This window comes from Pseudomonas sp. YA1 (genome assembly GCF_058680555.1).
On the sequence record NZ_JBZWBG010000023.1, the window covers coordinates 93,247 to 111,578 of the forward strand.

Genomic DNA, 18,332 nt, shown 5'->3' on the forward strand with positions numbered 1-18,332 from the left:
GGCATCTTGCCCAGCCGACGCGCAGCGGTAGTTCAGTCGGTTAGAATACCGGCCTGTCACGCCGGGGGTCGCGGGTTCGAGTCCCGTCCGCTGCGCCATTTTCAAATTGCCCTTGGAGAAATCCGATAAGGTCTTGAAGGGTAAGGATAAATCGGCGGTTCTAAACCCCGATCCACGCACATAGGCAAGACGGTCGAGAAACACCAGTTTCAGGACTGTGCGCTTATCTTCAAAACGCTCGGAAGCCCAGAGTTTGCAAGGGTTTCCGAGAAAGTCAAAAGCGGTTCTAAGTGTCTGGTCAAAGCTCCGCACCGGACGCCCGCATCGAGCCATCTGCTCACCGATAACGATCCGTTGTTCCTCCAGCTTCCGAATCCGGTCTTCGTATGTCCGGATGACTGATGGCATATCCGTATCTGTGATTCGATCAAGGAACTGACCGACTTGGCGTTCGATTTTCGCCATCTCGCTTTTCAGGTTCCGAACCCGTGCCTCGCTCATCGCCAGACGATGGTTCCACAATTCCTCGAACATCTTCTGGGCGATCTTGAACAGCCCTGGTGTGGGCTGTACGGCACGCAGGAGCGCTTCAAACTCACTCTCCAATACATCGCGCTTGATGGACTTGCCGTAGCTCTCACAGCCGCGTTTGTGGCAGAGATAGTAGGGGTAGCGTGAATGCCGCCCTGACGACCAGCAAGAGGTCAAAGCCGACCCACAGTCACCGCAAAGGACGGAACCGCGAAGCGGGAAGTCCTCGTTGATATTCTTGCGGGCAGGGGCCTTGGCCTTGCTGTTCAGTCGTTCCTCAATCTTCTTGAAGGTCTGGAAGGTAATCAGCGGTTCGTGATGCCCCTGGCGCAGCGATACGTTCCAATTCGGGGCCTCGACATAACCCGCATAAACCGGGTTGGTCAGAATGTCGGTCACCTGCTGGTTACGGACATATCCGTGATTGGTGCGCGGAAATTCCGGGAAGGATTCCAGGAAGCGTTTGACTTCGGCCTGTATCTGAAAACGCCCAGATGCGAAGCCCTCCAGGGCTTCCTGGACGATGGAGGCGCAGGGCTCATTGCGAACCAGAATCTTTCCATTGCCCGTGCTTCGTGCGTAGCGGTAGCCAACGGGAGCCTGAAAGACCCAATAGCCGTTAATCAGGCGCGAGCGCATCCGGTTTTTGGTTTGTTCGCCATTCTTCTGCCGCTGGTGTTGCGAAACACTGGCCAGCAGGTTTTCAACGAGGATCGAATCTGAATCCTCGCCAAACTCAATGGAAGGGGATTCCAGCGAAGCCCCCACACTGCTGATGGCGGAACGCAGTTGCAGGTGAGCTTCCAGGCCCCGGGCCAGACGCGAGATGTCATCAATAATGACGACATGCGGGAGGCTCCTGTTTTTATGCAGATAGCCCAGCATGGACTTCATTCCGGGACGGTCGATCAGACCGCCCGACATATCGTCCTTGAACACATTCACAACGTCATAGCCTTTGTACTTGGCGTATTCCCGACATCGTGTTTCCTGGGACGTTAATCCATCGCCTTGGACGGCCTGTTTTAGGCTCGATACACGGCAATAGATTACGGCTATTTTTTCCGTAACATCTTTCATGTTGCACCTTTCATGTTGTGGTTTGATTTTGCACCGTTCAATACATTCGCCGTGCTATTGGCCCGGACGGGCTCTGACATGCTATCTGCATTTTCAGGTACAGTTGCGTTCAACAGAAGTTGAACGGAATCCACCCCAAACCCCAGCTCCACGAACGTCGCCATGATGTTCCACAGCGTTTGCAGTAGCTCTGCCGCCTGATCTTCTGTCAGGTCGAACTCCTCTACGTCCTCCCGGTACTTCTCAACATTAAACACACATACCCCTTGCGGGCTATGCAGTTTTGCTATTTCAGAGTTATCAACTTCGCCTCCCTTCATGACGGCTTTATCGTTGTTCATGATTTACTCCTATTTTCCAAAGGCTTTTCGGTAACACGGGGAAACCGAAGAGGGGCTGGGTATAGACATAATCATTGTTGCGGGGCAACAAAAAACCACTTCCGAATATCATTGCATTCGCCATGAATTCAGATTTGCAAAATGTTTTTTGGGATATCAGGATTTAAAGCTGAAAATAAAACTCCTCGGGAATAACGATGCTACGCCACTTTCTTTTTCGACTTCCCTTTGGCTGTTGCCGCTTGGGGCGATGCCCTTTGATAAATGACCACTCTCCGGATTCGTATTGCGGGTAGTCCGCAAACTCATCAGGAACGCGCTCGGTCACAACGGGTTTTATCCGCACACCGTAACGGGTCATCACCCGCACCCGGTCATGCGGTGGATGGTAAGGATTGGGCAGATAGGCTCCGGCCATCTCCGCTCTGGTGAAGTAGGGATATTTGTCCGCCAGAATCGGCATGAGCCCCAGCCCGCTGATAAACAGCACCTGCCGATCTTCCGGCAGGTTCAGCACCTCATCTGGTGCCATGAGAGGCCGGGCCTGTTTCACCCGGTGGACAGCCGCACGCGCCTGATAGGCGTAGTGCAAGCCCGCCTCAAACGGATCATCACCAGCCATGAGGCGGTCGATGATCTGCGCTTGTGTCAGGCGGGCCTGCATCTGTTCCAGTACCGGGTCGTATTCCAGCGTTTCCGCCCCCAGCATTGCGGACACCACACGGGCCGTATCAAGGTCGCGCACACCGAAGAACTGCCGCACCTGCGAAGACCCGATGAAGCCTGAAAGCGCATCACGGCCATAGTTACGGCTGATCTGGCCTATGTCCTGCCAGATACTCCAGACCCGAATCCCCATCCCACGCCCGTAGGTATAGCCGCGCAGGAGCGATTCAAACCGCCCCAGCGTGGCCGCCTCGTCGATCAGGAACAGGACGCGCGGGGCCGCAGGGTGGCGCTGTTTGTAAAGCATCGCGGCCCCGATGATGGCCCGTAACATCGGGGCAAGCTGGTTGGCATATTCCGCCGGTATCATGTTGTAAACATTGCAGTCGCGCTGGCACAGCACCTCCAGCGAGAAATCCGAACCGCTCAGCGTCTCGCGGATCACCGGGTCGCTGAGAAAGCCAAGATACTTGACGATCTCCCCCACGATGGCGCTGTATTCCTTCGGCACGTCCTTGCGCTTGGTGCTGATTTCATGGGCCGTTCGCCGCACGTCAGACGATGGGGAACGCAACATCCGACCTTCCAGAGCAGACCAGCCATCCGGCTCTTCAATCGCGTTCACCATGTCATAAAGCGCGGGCAGGCTGACTTTGCCGAACGTCATGGCGTAGTCCTGCACCAGCGATTCACACCATTGCCGCGCCCGTAACTCGAAATACTCAGCGCTGGAACTGCCGGACAGGGGGATCAGGTCACCGACCAGCAATTTCACATCGGTATGGAAGGTCGGCGATCCTGGCTGCAACACATCCCAAGGGTTCAAACGGTGCCGGGGGAGCCCGTGCAGCCTGAACGGATTGATGCAATACGCCGCTTTGCCGAACCGCACCTGAGAGCCAATGGAAATCGCCGCCAATTCCCCGCGCGGGTCATTGACCAGAATGCGCGGCGGCGTAACCCAGCCATGTTCGCCCAGTTGGAAGCCACACAGGTTATAGGCCAGCAAGTCCCGCAACTTGCCGGAGCCTGCACCGCCAATGGTGATCATCGGCGCATCGCCATCGAGCATCATGGGGCGGTCTGCGCCATAGCCGATGAACGGCCCCGGACAATCGAACAACCCGGCCCCGGCAACATCACCGCATGTTGCCCACGCCGCCGAACCAAACCGATAGTGTTCTTTGAAGGAGTCCATGACAGCCTCCCGTCAGGAATTGTCGGAGAAGCGGCGGGCGGCGAACGTCGTAATCGCACATGTAACCACAAACGTGAACAGGAGACTGATGACGGAGTAGATGATGAAGCCCTCAACACCGCCCATCACCACGGTCAGAATCTCAGCGAAATCATGCCGGAGATAACGAGCGAGGTAGGAATAAAGAGCGTCCTTGCTCCACGTATAAATCTGTGGCGTAAGCAGTATCGATACACCCAGACCAATGGCCGAGCCCAGCCCGGAAATCCCTTGATAAATGGCGCTACCCTTGCTGCCGCCCGCTTGTGGATGCTTGCCGTACATGGGAACCTCCCAACTCGTTCATGCGTGGAATCTTGAGGAGGTTCTTACTCTTATAGGGCTGGCGGAAATTCTCATCAAGCACGGCAGAGCAATGTAAAGCAGTTGAGGCGGGGCCATGGCGAATCCCTACATCCACAACTCCGTCTTGACCCGCGAACAGGTGCTGGATCTTCTGCAATGCTATGCCCGTTTCATCGCCCCCACGGCAGCCGCCGCACGTTGCGGCGTATCACGTCAGACCACCAGCGCCCTGTATCTGAAACTCAGCCAGCGCCTCCACGAGAAACACAGCAGGCACCACATCGCTGATGATGAGGCATCGCGTATCCGCACCGCGCATGACCAGGCCGAGGTAAAAGACGCCTATGCTCGCTATCTCCACGGCTCAACCCTGGATGAATATCGCAGGGCGCGCGAGGGGCGCATGCTGGTGCCGGACGAATACGGCCCGGCACTGGTCGCCCAGGAGCTGAAAGGTCATTGGGGCAAGCTTTCTGAAAAGGCCTTTCTCTACCATTACGCCCTGATTAAGCGCACGGCAGATTACCGAATCGACTGGATGCACCTGTTCGGAACCGATGATATTTCATCACCCAATGTGGCGTTGGCCGCTTCCAATCAGATATTTAACGATCTTGAAGCTAGTCTGAAAAAAGAGCCTTTAAGCACTAAAAATAATGAAAGTGAAGAATACATGGGGTTGTCGTCGCCTTGATCGCATGGTGGGGCCGTGCTAACGTCGAAACAGTGCTAGATTTTTAGCAGGGAGCAAATCATGAAATATGACAAACCGAACGAGCCGCTGGAATTCCAAAAGGAGTTCATGGATAAATTGGCATCTATGGAGCGCCAACTGAAAGCAGGCACGCTGAAGCTTGTCTCACATGATGATCTCATGAAAGATATTGACGATATTCTTGCCGACACAAGAAAAAGGCTCGATAAGCGTCAAAGAGAACGCTTGCCTTTCCCGTCGCCTCTTCCTCGCTAGGCTTTATCCTTTATTTTATGTCACTTCTTTCTTACTCGCCGGAGTTTGATGCAGAGATGCGTCGAATTGCTCATGAGTTGGATAATTTCTTCAAGACGATCTCGTTCAAGAGGCCTAGCACTGGAGAATATCGTCGGTATGTAAGGCATAGGAGCGACTTTGATCGTCTGCAAGGTGACCTGAAAGATATTGATAACGGAACAAAACAAATATTTCAGGCCGCAATAGGGGCGATGATCGCCAGTTCCAGAATATATATCTTGTGTTACGGCCCGTGGCGCGCCTACATACACAGAGCGGATGATGGCTCCATGTGCGGCCTTATTTTCGCAGACTGCCGCTAGATAGCCATGACAACCAGAATCGTACAAAAAGCAAAAGAGTCACTAAAAGGGCTATTGGATTATACGACAACCAGACTTGTACTGCTGGCTATTCTTTCGTTCATCATAATATCAGTAGGCTTCTTCGTGTCCCTCTACATAACGAAGAATCCGAGTGATGCGGGGCGAGGCGGTGCCATTGTTGTTGCACTCTCCTTTTACTTTATTTTACGACCAAACCATCATGTACACTCATATGTTCCTGAACCTGATAAGCCTTACATTAAGGGCATCCTAGAGAAAGAAACAGCCACTCTGTTGTCTTTTATGTCTGTTATAGGAACTCTTGCGTGGGGGTTTCTGGATATACTGGCCGCGTATTTTATTTAGTGTCCAGGATTCTGATCCCGCTTCATCGCCCGCCACAACGTGGTTTTCCCGACGTTCAGGCGGGCGGCGATGGCGGCATGTGTCCAGCCCCCGGAGCAGGATAGCTCCCGTGCAAGGCGAAGCTCGGATGCGCTGATGATCCGGGGACGGCCTATCTGCTTTCCTCGACCACGGGCGGCCTGCAACCCGGCCTTCGTCCGTTCTGAAATCAACGCCCCTTCAAACTCGGCAATCGCACCGACCACATGGAACAGCAACCGCCCGGATGCCGTTTCCGTGTCGATCCCATCGGCAATACACCGGAACCCGATCTTGCGAGCCTCCAAATCCTGCAAGATGTTGATAAGGTGCTTAAGTGAGCGCCCGAGGCGATCCAACTTCCACACCACCAGAACATCACCCTCCCGGAGCCGGGCCAATGTCTCGGTCAATACCGGGCGATTATTATTCTTTCCGGTCATTTTCTCCCGAAAAATGGTTTGGCAACCATCGTTTTGCAATTGATCCAATTGCAAATCTAAACTTTGGTCATCCGTAGAAACACGCGCATAGCCAATCTTCATCTTAAAAAGACTGCTGAATTAGAAGTTTGCCACAGGATACAGGGCGGGAATAACAAAGGCGGGACGTTCCGAAAAGGAACGGTTTCGGATTATAGTCAAAACCCTCCCCAAGGCAACATGTGATAACGGCAAAATGCCTGCTCCCTCCTGCTCTCTTCTTTATTTCAAAACCGTTCCTTTGTGAAATCCCACCCGCGATTTCACGCGGGAACCGTTTTTCACCAGTCTCTGCCCGTACACACGTCGCGCCATTCCTGAGGGAGGGCTGTCTGCCCGTGGCTGTCTAGGATGCGAGGCCCTGCGTGCTGGGCACCCAACGCAGAGGACGCCCGTATGACAGCCCTGAACATTCAGCCCATGCAATGGAGCCGCATTCCCACAATGGGAAGCGAGGAGCTTGAACCATTTTCCCTGGCCGATGCGGCCTGCTTCCGTGAAATCCGCGATGTACTGGCCCGCCATAACGCCTTGCACCGCTTCGGCGTTTTCCTGATCCACAAACATTTCGACATTGCGGACGATGAAACCCTGACCGAGTTCACCGATGAGGAAAACCGGAAATTAACAATCACACCGATTAAGAAAGGCTGGGTCGATCCCGCGGACGTAACCCCAACGAACTGGATTTTTTCGGAAAAGGACGAGACCTCCATCGTTGTTTGCACTTGCGCAAAATACAGCGGTGGACACTTGGGCTACCACCGAAAATCCGCAGGCTAACCATCCCTGATCAAACAAAATCAAGACAGCGGTGAATAACTCACCGCTGTCTCTCGAAAAAAGTTCAGGAGGGGTGTATGGGAGAGATTGCGAAATTTATCGGCTATGCCTTCCTCGTTCTTGTGGCGCTTGGAATTTATGGCCAGTGGAAAGATGGAAAACTGACGCTTTTTAGCAAAGCCAACTGTCGGATTATAAGTGTTAACCACTTTGCGGAGACATTTGTCACCAACGGTAATTTTGATTTTGGTTATGTCGTGCAAACCAAAATACAGAATGTCGGAGACGAAGGAAAAATAACCGTCAAAGCATATCTTTCATCGTCGGAAGGAAATCTGGAGCGCTCACAAGTTTTGGTTTTTCCAGCCAACACTGAAAGGGTTCTCCAATATCAATTCGCCGAACCATCTCTCAACGCCACAGGCGTTCAATCACGTCTTGAATGTTCGCCGAGCAAAGCCAAGAAAGCATGAAGGATAGCCATTATGAAACAGACATATTCTGCGGCACCCTATCGACGATACTGGGGCATCCTTTGGGCTGTAATGGCTATATCCGCTTTCCCAGTCCATGCCATTGCCAGTGACGATTGCGGTACCCCGGCTCAAATCACCGAAAGGCTGAAAGCCGAAGGCCAGCGCTCATTCGCCATGGCGGACAAGGTGGAGCGGACAAACGATCTGAATACACTCTATGGCATGGTCTTCACCACGAACGCGGATATGTCCGTAGGCTATATCCTGCAATCGGATCAGCCAACGGAAGAACCCGCCACGCAGTTCTGCATTTACAAGCGACTGGAAAATATTCGCCTGTTCGATGCCCGCAAACCCGGCGTCAATCCGGCCACTTTGCTCAAAACCGATGAAGCCGAGGCGCATAAGCGTTGTGAAGAGCTGATTCAGTCAGGAAAAGTCACCGGGGTCTGCGGCTCTCTGAACTCGTTTATACGGGACAGTGAACCCTTCAAAGAACGAGTCATGTTTCAGGGGTTCATTACCGAGAAACAGGCCGATGGTTCCTACAAGAAGGATGGAACCCTTGCGACCATAACGGGGAACATCGGTGGAAGCATGAAGGACTATCCCGATAAGCCTCTCAGAGGGATAGTGTCAGCAATACTGTTCAGCTCGCTGCCAGACGGGGCAACAGTGGTCAATATGTTCACCGTGTATGCGGAATATCTTCCTTACGGGGTGGAGCTTCTAGGACGTCAAGGGCAATAACACTGGGGCGAGGGCGCTACAGCCCCAACCCCATCGCCGCCACGCGCGGAGCAGGTTGTTCGGGCAATTGCTCGGGTTGATTCATGGCCGTAGGCTGTACAGCCTGCTCAAACTGGGCGCTCAATTTCGGCGTTCCCTGGAACAGGCTTTCATCTAGCGGGGTTGCGGAAACTCGCCTGATCGCGGCGTTGGATTCCGTGGTCGCTACTGTGGCGTCTCTGTTGTGTACCTGTTGCATCTCCAAATGCACCCGCCCGGTGTCATTCTCGACCTCTTGCCCCATCCGCGACTTCTGCAACTGCTCGCATTCTTTCTTCTCGGCCTCGGTCGCAATGCCCCGGCCTTCGCGGTCTTTCAGTTCGTAAATCCGGCGAATGGTCGCTTTATATTCGTCTTTTTCGCTGGCCTGAATCCGGCCTTCCTGCACGGCCCGGTCGGCGAAGGAGTCGGCGTTGTCGATAATGTGCTTCCGGGCATTTTGGGCTTCCCCGTTCGTCATCCGAACGCCGCCCACAGTCGTCATCTGCGCATTCCAGACCGCCAGATTCTGAAGTTGCCACGTCTCTTGCCGAGTCTCGTTGGTCTTCCCGGTGTCCCGCTCCAGACGCCCCTTAACATCCAGTTTTTCTTCGTCTTTCTTGTCCTTGATCTTGGCGTCGTGGCGCAACTCACGCGCCACATCCAGAACTGACCATCCGTTGCGACGGGACAGCATGCTGAGCGCATTCTGAATCCGACTGGCATCGACCCCCTCGACCCCGACCAGCGCCGCCAGCTCGGCCCGATCCCCACGAGAATCGGGAGGCATTTGCGGGTTGTCGCGAATGCCTTCCTTGTCATTCATCCGATCCAGCCGTGTATCCATGAATTCCATAACGTCCGCCAATCCTTCGGCAACCTTGAGTGGCTGCTGGGGGCAGGGCGATAGGAAAATGATATGGGAATATGGTTAATAGGCCGTTAAGTGTACCTTCAGAGCGTTTTCAGCCCGGCGGGGGCAATCCCTGAGCCCATAAGCCAGGCATCCGCAGAGTATATCCGCCGAATATGCTTATCAGGGCATCTCGTATAACGAATATCCCCACCGGAGGCTTGTATGCCAACAACGCGGACTGAGGTATCCGGAGAGTAGGGCGAAGACACAAGAATTTGAGCGTGATTACCGCCTTCAAGCAAAATACGATTGAGGTCGCTTTGTGGATTGGTCTTCATTTCATTAACAATGTCATTCACGCGATCAAAGTGCCTTTTGAATGTTCCATTGGCTTGCGCCTCAACCGCTTCAGGCAAGAACTGTCCGTTGTCATCAATGGCTTTTAGGGTGCAGGTTTGCACATAAAGGCTCCGAAGACGTATGGCGCGTGATTCATTTGATGCAGTTGTGCCATGAGCTGCCCCCACCGTAGTGGTTTGCTGTTTGGCCACTGGCATTGAGGCTGTCATAAGGTTTTTAATTACCGTCTGGGCCACTTGCCCATCGCACCCATGCCGTATTGATAACGTAACAACATCTCTCTGCCCCTGATCGTATGTGAAGCTACTCAAAGCAAAGGCGAGAAACAGCTTAAAATAATCATCCGCTCTCTGTATCGCTCCGACAGTTACGGCCAGCCCCGCCAAATCTATTCCTACAAATCCAACTTTTGAAAGAAGTGGCTTGCAGTCAGAGTCATGATCCATCATCTGCTCTGAATCCAACATTTCAGCCATCCCCTTTACATAGGAAATAAAGCCAACAGCATCCTGTGTGCCCTGCAACTTGCTGAAGTCTCCGGCATAAAGCATGGCCATATAGTGAGGGTTCTGAAAAACGGTCGGGTCAAACCGTTCTTTCGCCAACCATTTTCCCACTTCCTCTATGGCCTTATTAGCTGGCATAAATCCGCCAGCGGCGGACTCCTTGTAAAAACGCATGGCCTCTCCAGCATTGGACTCAACGCCGTCCGGTAATCCAAGGCCGTTAACAAAGGCATCGCCAATATATTTTTTGGCGCCCGCATGCCCTAGGTCTGCTGCCTCCAAGAACGCGGCAAACGCTTCCGTAGGGCGATTTGTCACGAGATAGGCCCGACCAAGTTGGAAGTGGGTACGCGCTAGATCAGGATGGGCCTTCACTGCTTTCGAGCACGCCTCTATCACAGCCCCCGGTGCTAGGCTTGAATCCTGGATACCAGCAGCATATCGATCTGGGTCGTCGGGATGTGAAGCCAGCGCGTCGCACTTCGCCAGGTAGTCTTCCGAGGAAAACCAGTCACAGGCCGACACGGCAAAGGCGGATGCCAGAATGACCAGAAGGCGTAACCCATTACCTTTGATAACGTGCATGAAACGTTCTCCACTGTCCTTGGGAGCATCTATTTTGGGGCTCCCAAAGCCTCTGGTGCGGCTCAGATACCTCGTCATGGCACTGACAGTCGCCGTGGGTCTGGGCGTTCAGGCCCCTGCAGAAGCCGGGAAGACACAGAAAGACAACGCCGCGACACAGAGCCAAACCCAGCAGGCCGTTACGCCCATAAGCCAATATGGGGATCAGAATAGCCTAGCCGAGAAGAAGGACACGCAGGTACACGATACGAAGTCGTTAAAGCAGGCGATTTCTTCTGAAGGAAGTCGAGCGAAGGCCAATCAGAACAATAATGGCTCGACCCAAGTCAAGAAAAACTCAAGACTAAGAGAAGATTTCCGGAAGAAAGTAGCTCAGACCACTCTTCCTTCAAAAATAATAGAGAAGGCCTTTGAGAAAGTACCAAGCAGTTTTGGTTTGGGGAGCGTTAACAATAAAGGCGACGGATGGAAGTGGGTAAGCAGCAAAGGTAAGAACTTAATTAGAATTGACATGCCTGACCCTCATACTAAATTTCCACACCAAAAAATAATGCACGTAACAATACGAAGCGAAGATGAGTATGTTGGCCGGGATGGAAAGCCAACCCCAAGCGCCGAGACGCCAGCCGCTCATATACCTTATAGCGAATGGATAACGTGGAGATACTGGAACAGGCCATAGGTGATGGACATGAGCGAAATAGTCCCTAGAATGAAGCTTCGGAATGAAATACACCACATGATGAAAGAGCTGTGTCGAGCAGCCAACGGAGCTTTTGAAGACGTTGATACATATTGGATGGAAAAGTTCTGTGATAGCCAGTGCTTCAATGAGCCAGGGTGCGTTGAAGCTATTGTCGGCGAGGTATTTGTAGATCGACAGGAGGCCGAGGTCTTCAATGAAGTGATGGAGGTGTTTTTCTCTATAAATCCACCGCATGGTCAAACAGAAGGATATATGGCCGATCCTTTGTGGCCTAAACTTGCCGATTCAGCAAAAAAGATGCTTCTCATCATGAGCACAAACGATGAGAGCATGTGAGAACATCTAGTACCCAAACGACGAATTTTTTTCATTTCAGCTCTTTAGCGTTTCCACTAAGAAAGCCATTTCTACCCACCCCGTCAACGATAGCTAAATCTATCTGACGAATCCGCCTGCTTCGCAGTCGGCACGGGCTCTATGCGCTTCGCGCACCGGGCCAGTCGCTACGGTCTGTCACGGCCATCCGGTAACGATCCCTTTCGGGGAAAAGCAGAGGGGTCCTTGGCCCCTCAAAATCAAGAAAAATAGACGGTATCCACCCGGACGCTTCGCTGGGCGGAGCCTCCGCGATTTTTCTTGATTTTTCACGCCGGCCTTAGTCGCCCTAGTCGGCAGGGGTTCAGCGCACGCAATGCGCAAAACCCCAAAGCCGAAAGGAAAAGACCATGAGCCACGAAATCCGCATCTATGTTGCCGACCTCGCCGCCTATAACGCGGGCTATCTGCACGGTGTCTGGATCGACGCCACACAGGACATCGAGGACATCCAAGACCAGATCACCGCCATGCTGGCGGAATCTCCAGTGGATGACGCAGAGGAATACGCCATCCACGACTATGAAGGCTTCGATGGCTATCCCCTCGGCGAATACGCGGGCATTCAATCCGCGCACGACATCGCCTGTTTCATCGCGGACTATCCGGATTTCGGCGGGGCTCTACTCGCCAACCTCCACGACCTTGACGAGGCCCGCCGCATAGCCGAAGAGCACTATGCGGGCTGTTATACCTCACTGGCCGACTACGCCCAGGAACTCACCGAACAAACCACCACCATCCCTCAGCACCTGGCCTATTACATTGACTATCAATCCATGGCCCGCGATATGGAGTTGGGTGGCGACGTGTTCACCCTCGAAACCGCCCCGGCACGGTGCATGTCTTCTGGAACGGCTAGACGCGATAAAGAAACACCGGGGCGAATCCTCCCCGGTGTTGCTGTTTTGTGCGCCCCTGTCCTCCGGCCACCCGCGCGCCCCACCCAAGAACATGGCAGGCACACAAAAAATCGATGTGCTTTATATTCACATCAGCTCACTGGCTACGCTATATGTCCCAGTACCCCTCTCAATTTTTTCTGCTTTCTCCCTGATGTTATTGAGCTCATTTCTTGCTTCTTCTTTTTTAGCCTCGCTAGCGCCGCTCCGCAAAACTGCTTGTGCCTGTTCGGTCTTGAGTTTTATGTCCTTCATTAAATAATCTCGTGCTTCAGCTTGAGTGCCCATTACCTTAAGGCACCAGTCTGAGAATTTTTTCTGCCCTTCATTAGGGCTTGGCAATAAAAGAGCAGACATGCACAGTTGCTTTTCATCGTCTGCAAGCACTATATTGTTTACAATACCCTCGACTGTCTTTGCTATTTGCTGTAGATGGGCTTCTGACCTCTGAGTGCTCATACCAGTTGTTTCGATTTTTACCTTTGTCTCCCCGTCAGCAAGGACGCCTTTTGTTTCAGCTATTGCCTTATCTATAGCATCTCTATCGCTTTTCAAATTTACAATTTTGTCAGCTAGGCTAGAAACCTGTTGATCCATTTCTGAGGTATCAGCATTAGCATCTGTTTTCTTGGCATCACTAACTTTATTTTCTAAAGCCTTTTTCTCTGTTTCGAGCACAGAAACTCTATCGTTGACTTTTTCTCTTTCAGCCCGTTGCTCGGAAAGTGATTTTGTGGCTTCAGCTCTTCCACTTGTAGTCAAGGCTATTGGGGGGGGTTTTATCGTTCCGGTAAGCTGCTCAATCGCCAACAATGCTACCGTGTTCTTTTGAAACCGCCTCATAAGAAGATCATATTGAGGCGCACTTATAGCTCCGGACATGTAGCTCTCACACAATCGGTACCCGAAATCACGCAGTAACTGGATGCTTTGAGTGCGAACGCCCGTAAACGCTGCGCCATCCTGCATAGCTAGTGCCAACTCTCCACTTGCCTTACCTGGATATCCACCTTTTGCCGCTAATTCATAGGCAAATGAGGCCATTGCATCTGGACTTGGCTCCGCACACACAAAAACACCATTATTCTTGTATTCTTTCTCAACTAATTTCCCCTCAGAATTGTATCTCTCTATTGTATTTTCGTTTGGCGCTACCAGTATTGCCCTTTGTCGAATATCGACCATGGCACCTTCTCCACCAGAAACATCGAATGTTCGATAGATGCTGTTTAAATTAGCGCATCCACTAACAAGTATGGTTGAAATTAAAGAGACGAAAGCTCCCCTCATGGCGCATAGCTCCTTTGCGTGTTTGTGATAGCATTTTGGTATAGCCCATGAGGCCGTAGCCGGCGAATAGGCCAAGAAAAAATCTCCGTCCTAGTCCTTAGGTGCAGAGATTCGGCAGTATAGGTAGCCGCATCGCCTATCTCAGGGGGCTACAAATACGATGACTACTGTGTTTTCATACAGTCTCAGACCAGTCCGGGAGCCACACATGGCCGATGAAAAGCAGTTGATCGTGATCGCAACAGAAGCTGTGAACGTTTTTTCCAAGCTATTTGATGGGGCTGTCGTATCGTGCGGCAGTAATACCGCTTCTGTTAGAGCAAGCGGGACTGCCGCAGATTCAGTCGTTATCGATTGCCATCAGACAAACAAACGGATAGCGCTGCTCACCATGGATCAGTATCCCGATGAGTTTGCTATCGCCGTTTGTGACAAGAATAATCCTGATGACGTGAAATCTACCCGCTTGCCAATATCCGAATTGCTTACCAAAACAGTAATTGAACACATGGAAGCCAATTTCGCCAAATAGAATCTTGGGCTGATTAATTTTCTCCAATTGCTCGCGGCGCTCTGCGCCGCCACAAGTAGCTGGAAAAAGGGGCGGTAAATGTCTAAACCCAAATGGCGCTCATACGAAGAGCTGGCCCAGCACATCATCAAGGAACTGGCTGCAGAGTTTGGCCTTGATGATGTTGAAGGCAAGCAAACCCTCCCGGGAACGTCTGGGACGAACTGGGAAATTGACGCCAAAGGGATCCGGAGCGGGGACTCCGGCGTCATCCTGATCGAATGTAAATGCTATATTGGACGCTCTATTGAGCAAGGCCAAATGGGCACTATTGCTTACCAAATGAAGGATATCGGAGCCGTAGGTGGAATCACGGTCAGCCCGCTTGAGCCGCAAGAAGGGGCCAGAATCCTCGCGGAACATGAGAACATCACACACATGATTCTTGACCCCAGCAGCATGCCAGAAAACTACTTCGTCAAATTCCTGAACAAGGCTTTTGCAAAGGTCACTGAAACTATCGCCATCGGCGACTTTTACGAGCTGGAAATCTGGAAAGACGGTAAACGCATCGATTGAGAGAATAGGTATTTTAATGAAGATCAAAGAACTTCAGCAGGCGTTGGAGTGCTGGACATTCCGGCCCACCTGGTACACGTCGCACGCGATAGACACAGAGGCTATGGATGAAGCCATATCAAATATCCAGGCACTGGACTTCACCCCGAGCCGGGATGAACTGGCCGAAGCCATATACGAAAACGTAAAGAATATCCCGGCCATTCTGGATACGCCCACCGACCTCCGGAAAGCTGCTCAGGACTTCGCTGCAAAAATTTACTTACAGTTATAGCGATCATTTCAAGACTAGGGAGAAACATCATGGCAACCAAAATGTATGCAGAGGAACATCTCTATCCTGTCGGCAAGGATGGTAAAGCTGATAAGTCACAGAACCCAACAACATTTGAGGTCTATGTCAGTAACTACCACGGTGACGATCAAATTTATCTGAAATTGGTCGATGACAGTAGTGAGGAAAAGTACTTCCACTTGACCAAGGTACAAGCCAGCGAGCTATCGGAAGGGCTGGATGGTGCAAATCATTATATCGGCTATGACAACAGTTGATGATTAACTGTCTCTGCCGCTCTAGTCACGGGCACATACTCGGTGGTGTTTCGGGTTTTACACGAACACGAACATCCACGCGCGCCCCCAGGGCGTTGAGAACGCCCATAAGCCGATCAATGCTGAATCGATCGAGTTTGGCTTTGCGGATACGGGAAAAATCGGCGGCGTTGAACCCGGTCTGTTCCTGGGCCTGCCGGACGCTCAGACGTTGCTTGTCCAGTACCTTGATGATCTCTGCGGCCAGAATGGCTTTAAGTTGCCGCGCATCGGAATCGGCATAGCCCATATCCCGGTACACGTTGCCGCTACCACGCACAATCTCAATCGGTTCCTTGCTCATCGCAACATCTCCTTCAGTTGCTTCAAGCGCTTCCTGGCAAGATCAACCTCATGTTTCGGGGTCTTGATCCCGGAGGTCGATTTCTTCTGGAACGCATGAAGCACCCATATATCCTCGCCAATCTGCACCGCGTAAATAACGCGGTAGGCATTGCCGCGATAGGGCAAGGCGATTTCAAAAACACCACTGCCAAAGCCAACCATCGGCTTGGTAATGTCCGCCTTGCCGCCTTCGGCGGCCATGGTCAGCGCATCCAGCATGATGTCCCGGCTTGCATCGGGAAACCCCATAAATGCCTTCCGCGCCGCACTCACCCAGGATATGGGCCGTGTAACCCTAACAACACTCATCCTTGAGCCTTTCTTAGTGTTGGCATATTTACCAACGCTGGTCAATAATTATCTCGTCCTCCGGTTCAGGGCAGATGCCATAACAAATCTGGCCTCAGTAAATCCATAAGTTTTCATCGGGAACACAGTGGTATGACCGGAAACAACGCAAAGGCTTATCGCAGATGTGGAAAAACTTTGCTCGCCAAACTAAAATCCTGCTCCAACACATAAGAGCGGCGCATTCATTTAACACAGAGAGAAATTATGATTCTCAGTCCTAAGTCACTAGAAAAGTTAAGGCTTCTAATAAATGAAGAGACTGAGTACCGATCAGGCCCCCAGCTTGTACGATTCTTTAATGCGCTCGGGTTCAGTGACGCCTATGGGCAAGGCTTTCCTTCTCGCTGGATGTACACTGATGAGAGGCTTGCACTAATCAACGGTTCGCCTGAAATTGATAAGTGCATTAAAAGCGTTTTGAACCCGGCAAATTTTATTGATAAGTTTTCTGAGCTTGACCAGCACATTGATTCATTTAATAAATTTCTAGCCTTTGATAAATGGAAGGTTGTCCGCCAGGGGGCAGATATAACCTTCAAGAAACTTGACAAGGTCGAAGTTGAGGAGCCGGTCAACCCGAAGGGCGTAGAGACAGAGGATCAATTTCTTAAGCGAGAATTCTCCGACATATCAATCGTGAAAATCGGCTTGGATGGTTATATCTCGGAGGTGCTTGGTCAGCGGATTAAAGAGATAGAAAAGTGTTTTTCCGCAGGAGCTTATCTGTCCGTCATTCTCATTGCAGGAAGCACCTTGGAGGGCATTTTGCTCGGACTGGCAACTCAGTACCCGAGGCATTTCAACTCTGCAAATTCTTCGCCCAAGGATGGAGCCGGAAAGGTGCAGCAGTTTCATGATTGGACACTCAGCGCGTTTATTGACGTAGCATACGAGCTGAAACTGGTTCAGCATGATATTCAACGATTTAGCCATACATTGCGGGATTTTCGGAATTACATCCATCCATTTCAGCAGATGAGTTCAGGGTTTAACCCTCGTGAACATACTGCCAAAATCTGCCTGCAAGTTCTGAAGGCGGCAATTTATGAAGTTAGTGAAAATATCCCGCGCCTCAGGGCATCGTAAAGTACGGTTATGGGCGAACAGCTTTGTCGTTTATAGTCGATCAATGCTCTCTAGGTGAACGTATAGATGAAAAAGCTGAAATCCGAACGACACCATTGGTGGCCAAGATGCGTTTCCAAGCACTGGGCGGATGCCGAGGGCTTTACACACTGGATTACGCCGGACGGTACAGACAAGCGTGTGCCGCCAGCAAAGCTCGGAATGATTGGAAATGGGCACCATATCAAGCTCAGTCAGAATTCGGCAGATAGTTCACCTTGGGATATGAGTTTTGAGCGCGAATTTGACGTGGCGGATGGTAATTTTCCATCGCTCATAGAATGGCTGAATGCGCTCACAAAGCAGGAATTGTTTGGCCGTGATTTACGGGATCGTTTTGTGCCCCAGTCTTGCACTGATGATCAGCTTAAGATTCTGACCGAGTGTGTGGTCTCTCTGGTTGTCCGCAGCCCCAAAAATAGAGAGGCGGCTGTTTCTGTAGCGGAGCAGCTCAGGGGAGAGCTCCCGACTCCAGAAAGAAATGCGCTTATTGGCCTGAATATGCGGCAGTCACAGCGAATGATCGCGGATAGCATAGGAGGGCGTGCAAAATTTGCCGTTCTCTTTTCATCCGGAAAAGAGTTCATATATGGAGACGGCTTTTTTAATAACGTCACGGGTGTCGGGAACCCTCTACATAGCCCCAAGATTATTGCTCCAATCACCCCCATGATGGCTGTGATAATCAACAGGCCCACCTCTTTTATGGTGGAGCCTCGGCTTTCTACTATCGTTTTATCTGATGATGAGGTTGAAGCCTGTGTAGTGGTCAACCCATCCCGGACAGTGGGTTGAGTTTTTCTTCGGCCACCGCAGGTGGTAACCCGTCGTTGAATTGATGCGGCCTGATCCAGTTGTAGCGGTGCATCAAGTAATGAC

General features: G+C 51.7%; 23 protein-coding genes, 1 tRNA gene and 1 pseudogene. 16 read left to right on the forward strand and 9 right to left on the reverse strand.

Annotation, left to right across the window (positions count from 1 at the left end; translation table 11 throughout):
* Window positions 1-21 precede the first annotated feature (21 nt).
* A tRNA-Asp gene (locus AC4OR5_RS26915) sits at window positions 22-98 on the forward strand.
* Between the two features lie 346 nt (window positions 99-444).
* Complete coding sequence (locus AC4OR5_RS26920) at window positions 445-678, forward strand: hypothetical protein (protein WP_058160366.1); 234 nt, start codon at window positions 445-447, stop codon at window positions 676-678.
* Here AC4OR5_RS26920 and AC4OR5_RS26925 read toward each other — a convergent pair.
* The 4 genes and pseudogenes from AC4OR5_RS26925 to AC4OR5_RS26940 all read right to left on the reverse strand — a co-directional run.
* Window positions 640-1,611, reverse strand: a pseudogene (locus AC4OR5_RS26925) (recombinase family protein); the annotation flags it as partial. The gene AC4OR5_RS26920 and the pseudogene AC4OR5_RS26925 overlap by 39 nt on opposite strands.
* Entirely contained in the window at window positions 1,608-1,952 is a 345-nt protein-coding gene (locus AC4OR5_RS26930; protein WP_058160364.1) for a hypothetical protein, read from the reverse strand. The pseudogene AC4OR5_RS26925 and the gene AC4OR5_RS26930, both read right to left, overlap by 4 nt.
* Window positions 1,953-2,115: 163 nt before the next feature.
* Window positions 2,116-3,816, reverse strand: coding sequence for a type IV secretory system conjugative DNA transfer family protein (locus AC4OR5_RS26935; protein ID WP_058160363.1), 1,701 nt, complete (start codon window positions 3,814-3,816; stop codon window positions 2,116-2,118).
* Window positions 3,817-3,828: 12 nt separating this feature from the next.
* The gene (locus AC4OR5_RS26940) at window positions 3,829-4,140 is read right to left on the reverse strand and encodes a hypothetical protein (RefSeq protein WP_058160362.1); all 312 of its coding nucleotides are present in this window, start codon (window positions 4,138-4,140) and stop codon (window positions 3,829-3,831) included.
* Window positions 4,141-4,255: 115 nt separating this feature from the next.
* Here AC4OR5_RS26940 and AC4OR5_RS26945 point away from each other — a divergent pair, with 115 nt between their 5' ends.
* Together AC4OR5_RS26945 and AC4OR5_RS26950 are read left to right on the forward strand one after the other, a co-directional pair.
* On the forward strand, window positions 4,256-4,855 hold the full coding sequence (locus AC4OR5_RS26945; protein ID WP_058160361.1) for a hypothetical protein: 600 nt from the start codon (window positions 4,256-4,258) through the stop codon (window positions 4,853-4,855).
* Between the two features lie 60 nt (window positions 4,856-4,915).
* Window positions 4,916-5,131: a hypothetical protein gene (locus AC4OR5_RS26950; RefSeq protein WP_058160360.1), complete on the forward strand. Its 216-nt coding sequence runs from the start codon at window positions 4,916-4,918 to the stop codon at window positions 5,129-5,131.
* Window positions 5,132-5,840: 709 nt separating this feature from the next.
* Here the strand turns inward: AC4OR5_RS26950 and AC4OR5_RS26955 are convergent.
* A complete protein-coding gene (locus AC4OR5_RS26955; RefSeq protein WP_058160359.1) occupies window positions 5,841-6,407 on the reverse strand; it encodes a recombinase family protein in 567 nt (188 codons plus the stop codon).
* A 333-nt stretch (window positions 6,408-6,740) separates the two neighbouring features.
* Here AC4OR5_RS26955 and AC4OR5_RS26960 point away from each other — a divergent pair, with 333 nt between their 5' ends.
* The 3 genes from AC4OR5_RS26960 to AC4OR5_RS26970 all read left to right on the forward strand — a co-directional run bounded on the left by AC4OR5_RS26960 (window position 6,741) and on the right by AC4OR5_RS26970 (window position 8,353).
* Entirely contained in the window at window positions 6,741-7,127 is a 387-nt protein-coding gene (locus AC4OR5_RS26960) for a hypothetical protein (protein WP_058160358.1), read from the forward strand.
* 77 nt (window positions 7,128-7,204) lie between these two features.
* A complete protein-coding gene (locus AC4OR5_RS26965; protein ID WP_127891032.1) occupies window positions 7,205-7,600 on the forward strand; it encodes a hypothetical protein in 396 nt (131 codons plus the stop codon).
* A gap of 12 nt (window positions 7,601-7,612) precedes the next feature.
* A complete protein-coding gene (locus tag AC4OR5_RS26970) occupies window positions 7,613-8,353 on the forward strand; it encodes a hypothetical protein (protein ID WP_058160357.1) in 741 nt (246 codons plus the stop codon).
* A 16-nt stretch (window positions 8,354-8,369) separates the two neighbouring features.
* Here AC4OR5_RS26970 and AC4OR5_RS26975 read toward each other — a convergent pair whose 3' ends face one another.
* Both AC4OR5_RS26975 and AC4OR5_RS26980 read right to left on the reverse strand, forming a co-directional pair.
* Window positions 8,370-9,227 carry a hypothetical protein gene (locus AC4OR5_RS26975; RefSeq protein WP_058160356.1) on the reverse strand — a complete coding sequence of 286 codons (858 nt, stop codon included), beginning with the start codon at window positions 9,225-9,227 and terminating at the stop codon, window positions 8,370-8,372.
* A 98-nt stretch (window positions 9,228-9,325) separates the two neighbouring features.
* The gene (locus tag AC4OR5_RS26980; RefSeq protein WP_127891033.1) at window positions 9,326-10,678 is read right to left on the reverse strand and encodes a hypothetical protein; all 1,353 of its coding nucleotides are present in this window, start codon (window positions 10,676-10,678) and stop codon (window positions 9,326-9,328) included.
* A gap of 76 nt (window positions 10,679-10,754) precedes the next feature.
* Here AC4OR5_RS26980 and AC4OR5_RS26985 point away from each other — a divergent pair, with 76 nt between their 5' ends.
* The 7 genes from AC4OR5_RS26985 to AC4OR5_RS27015 all read left to right on the forward strand — a co-directional run bounded on the left by AC4OR5_RS26985 (window position 10,755) and on the right by AC4OR5_RS27015 (window position 15,593).
* Window positions 10,755-11,360, forward strand: a complete 606-nt coding sequence (locus AC4OR5_RS26985) for a hypothetical protein (RefSeq protein ID WP_127891034.1) — start codon at window positions 10,755-10,757, stop codon at window positions 11,358-11,360.
* Window positions 11,361-11,369: 9 nt separating this feature from the next.
* Window positions 11,370-11,720: a hypothetical protein gene (locus tag AC4OR5_RS26990; protein ID WP_147482393.1), complete on the forward strand. Its 351-nt coding sequence runs from the start codon at window positions 11,370-11,372 to the stop codon at window positions 11,718-11,720.
* 389 nt (window positions 11,721-12,109) lie between these two features.
* The gene (locus AC4OR5_RS26995; protein WP_224791597.1) at window positions 12,110-12,919 is read left to right on the forward strand and encodes an antirestriction protein ArdA; all 810 of its coding nucleotides are present in this window, start codon (window positions 12,110-12,112) and stop codon (window positions 12,917-12,919) included.
* Between the two features lie 1,240 nt (window positions 12,920-14,159).
* Window positions 14,160-14,483 carry a hypothetical protein gene (locus AC4OR5_RS27000; protein ID WP_124128748.1) on the forward strand — a complete coding sequence of 108 codons (324 nt, stop codon included), beginning with the start codon at window positions 14,160-14,162 and terminating at the stop codon, window positions 14,481-14,483.
* Between the two features lie 78 nt (window positions 14,484-14,561).
* Window positions 14,562-15,041 (forward strand): hypothetical protein, encoded by a 480-nt coding sequence (locus tag AC4OR5_RS27005; RefSeq protein ID WP_058160354.1) that lies wholly within the window; start codon window positions 14,562-14,564, stop codon window positions 15,039-15,041.
* Between the two features lie 16 nt (window positions 15,042-15,057).
* Window positions 15,058-15,315 (forward strand): hypothetical protein, encoded by a 258-nt coding sequence (locus tag AC4OR5_RS27010; protein WP_058160353.1) that lies wholly within the window; start codon window positions 15,058-15,060, stop codon window positions 15,313-15,315.
* Window positions 15,316-15,344: 29 nt separating this feature from the next.
* Entirely contained in the window at window positions 15,345-15,593 is a 249-nt protein-coding gene (locus AC4OR5_RS27015) for a hypothetical protein (RefSeq protein WP_058160352.1), read from the forward strand.
* A 25-nt stretch (window positions 15,594-15,618) separates the two neighbouring features.
* Here AC4OR5_RS27015 and AC4OR5_RS27020 read toward each other — a convergent pair whose 3' ends face one another.
* Both AC4OR5_RS27020 and AC4OR5_RS27025 read right to left on the reverse strand, forming a co-directional pair.
* A complete protein-coding gene (locus AC4OR5_RS27020) occupies window positions 15,619-15,936 on the reverse strand; it encodes a helix-turn-helix domain-containing protein (protein WP_058160351.1) in 318 nt (105 codons plus the stop codon).
* A complete protein-coding gene (locus AC4OR5_RS27025) occupies window positions 15,933-16,331 on the reverse strand; it encodes a type II toxin-antitoxin system RelE/ParE family toxin (RefSeq protein WP_199266416.1) in 399 nt (132 codons plus the stop codon). The genes AC4OR5_RS27020 and AC4OR5_RS27025 overlap by 4 nt, the downstream gene beginning before the upstream one ends.
* A gap of 201 nt (window positions 16,332-16,532) precedes the next feature.
* On the opposite strand from AC4OR5_RS27025, the gene AC4OR5_RS27030 reads away from it, so the two are divergent.
* Window positions 16,533-17,414: a hypothetical protein gene (locus tag AC4OR5_RS27030; protein WP_058160349.1), complete on the forward strand. Its 882-nt coding sequence runs from the start codon at window positions 16,533-16,535 to the stop codon at window positions 17,412-17,414.
* Between the two features lie 66 nt (window positions 17,415-17,480).
* A complete protein-coding gene (locus AC4OR5_RS27035; RefSeq protein ID WP_127891037.1) occupies window positions 17,481-18,248 on the forward strand; it encodes a hypothetical protein in 768 nt (255 codons plus the stop codon).
* Window positions 18,249-18,332: the final 84 nt, after the last annotated feature.

Excerpts from the sequence above, each read along its gene's own strand:
- AC4OR5_RS26930 (WP_058160364.1), bottom strand. The coding sequence starts at position 1,952 with ATGAACAACGATAAAGCCGTCATGAAGGGAGGCGAAGTTGATAACTCT.
- AC4OR5_RS26935 (WP_058160363.1), bottom strand. The coding sequence starts at position 3,816 with ATGGACTCCTTCAAAGAACACTATCGGTTTGGTTCGGCGGCGTGGGCA.
- AC4OR5_RS26940 (WP_058160362.1), bottom strand. The coding sequence starts at position 4,140 with ATGTACGGCAAGCATCCACAAGCGGGCGGCAGCAAGGGTAGCGCCATT.
- AC4OR5_RS26945 (WP_058160361.1), top strand. The coding sequence starts at position 4,256 with ATGGCGAATCCCTACATCCACAACTCCGTCTTGACCCGCGAACAGGTG.
- AC4OR5_RS26950 (WP_058160360.1), top strand. The coding sequence starts at position 4,916 with ATGAAATATGACAAACCGAACGAGCCGCTGGAATTCCAAAAGGAGTTC.
- AC4OR5_RS26955 (WP_058160359.1), bottom strand. The coding sequence starts at position 6,407 with ATGAAGATTGGCTATGCGCGTGTTTCTACGGATGACCAAAGTTTAGAT.
- AC4OR5_RS26960 (WP_058160358.1), top strand. The coding sequence starts at position 6,741 with ATGACAGCCCTGAACATTCAGCCCATGCAATGGAGCCGCATTCCCACA.
- AC4OR5_RS26965 (WP_127891032.1), top strand. The coding sequence starts at position 7,205 with ATGGGAGAGATTGCGAAATTTATCGGCTATGCCTTCCTCGTTCTTGTG.
- AC4OR5_RS26970 (WP_058160357.1), top strand. The coding sequence starts at position 7,613 with ATGAAACAGACATATTCTGCGGCACCCTATCGACGATACTGGGGCATC.
- AC4OR5_RS26975 (WP_058160356.1), bottom strand. The coding sequence starts at position 9,227 with ATGGAATTCATGGATACACGGCTGGATCGGATGAATGACAAGGAAGGC.
- AC4OR5_RS26980 (WP_127891033.1), bottom strand. The coding sequence starts at position 10,678 with ATGCACGTTATCAAAGGTAATGGGTTACGCCTTCTGGTCATTCTGGCA.
- AC4OR5_RS26985 (WP_127891034.1), top strand. The coding sequence starts at position 10,755 with ATGGCACTGACAGTCGCCGTGGGTCTGGGCGTTCAGGCCCCTGCAGAA.
- AC4OR5_RS26990 (WP_147482393.1), top strand. The coding sequence starts at position 11,370 with ATGAGCGAAATAGTCCCTAGAATGAAGCTTCGGAATGAAATACACCAC.
- AC4OR5_RS26995 (WP_224791597.1), top strand. The coding sequence starts at position 12,110 with ATGAGCCACGAAATCCGCATCTATGTTGCCGACCTCGCCGCCTATAAC.
- AC4OR5_RS27000 (WP_124128748.1), top strand. The coding sequence starts at position 14,160 with ATGGCCGATGAAAAGCAGTTGATCGTGATCGCAACAGAAGCTGTGAAC.
- AC4OR5_RS27005 (WP_058160354.1), top strand. The coding sequence starts at position 14,562 with ATGTCTAAACCCAAATGGCGCTCATACGAAGAGCTGGCCCAGCACATC.
- AC4OR5_RS27010 (WP_058160353.1), top strand. The coding sequence starts at position 15,058 with ATGAAGATCAAAGAACTTCAGCAGGCGTTGGAGTGCTGGACATTCCGG.
- AC4OR5_RS27015 (WP_058160352.1), top strand. The coding sequence starts at position 15,345 with ATGGCAACCAAAATGTATGCAGAGGAACATCTCTATCCTGTCGGCAAG.
- AC4OR5_RS27020 (WP_058160351.1), bottom strand. The coding sequence starts at position 15,936 with ATGAGCAAGGAACCGATTGAGATTGTGCGTGGTAGCGGCAACGTGTAC.
- AC4OR5_RS27030 (WP_058160349.1), top strand. The coding sequence starts at position 16,533 with ATGATTCTCAGTCCTAAGTCACTAGAAAAGTTAAGGCTTCTAATAAAT.
- AC4OR5_RS27035 (WP_127891037.1), top strand. The coding sequence starts at position 17,481 with ATGAAAAAGCTGAAATCCGAACGACACCATTGGTGGCCAAGATGCGTT.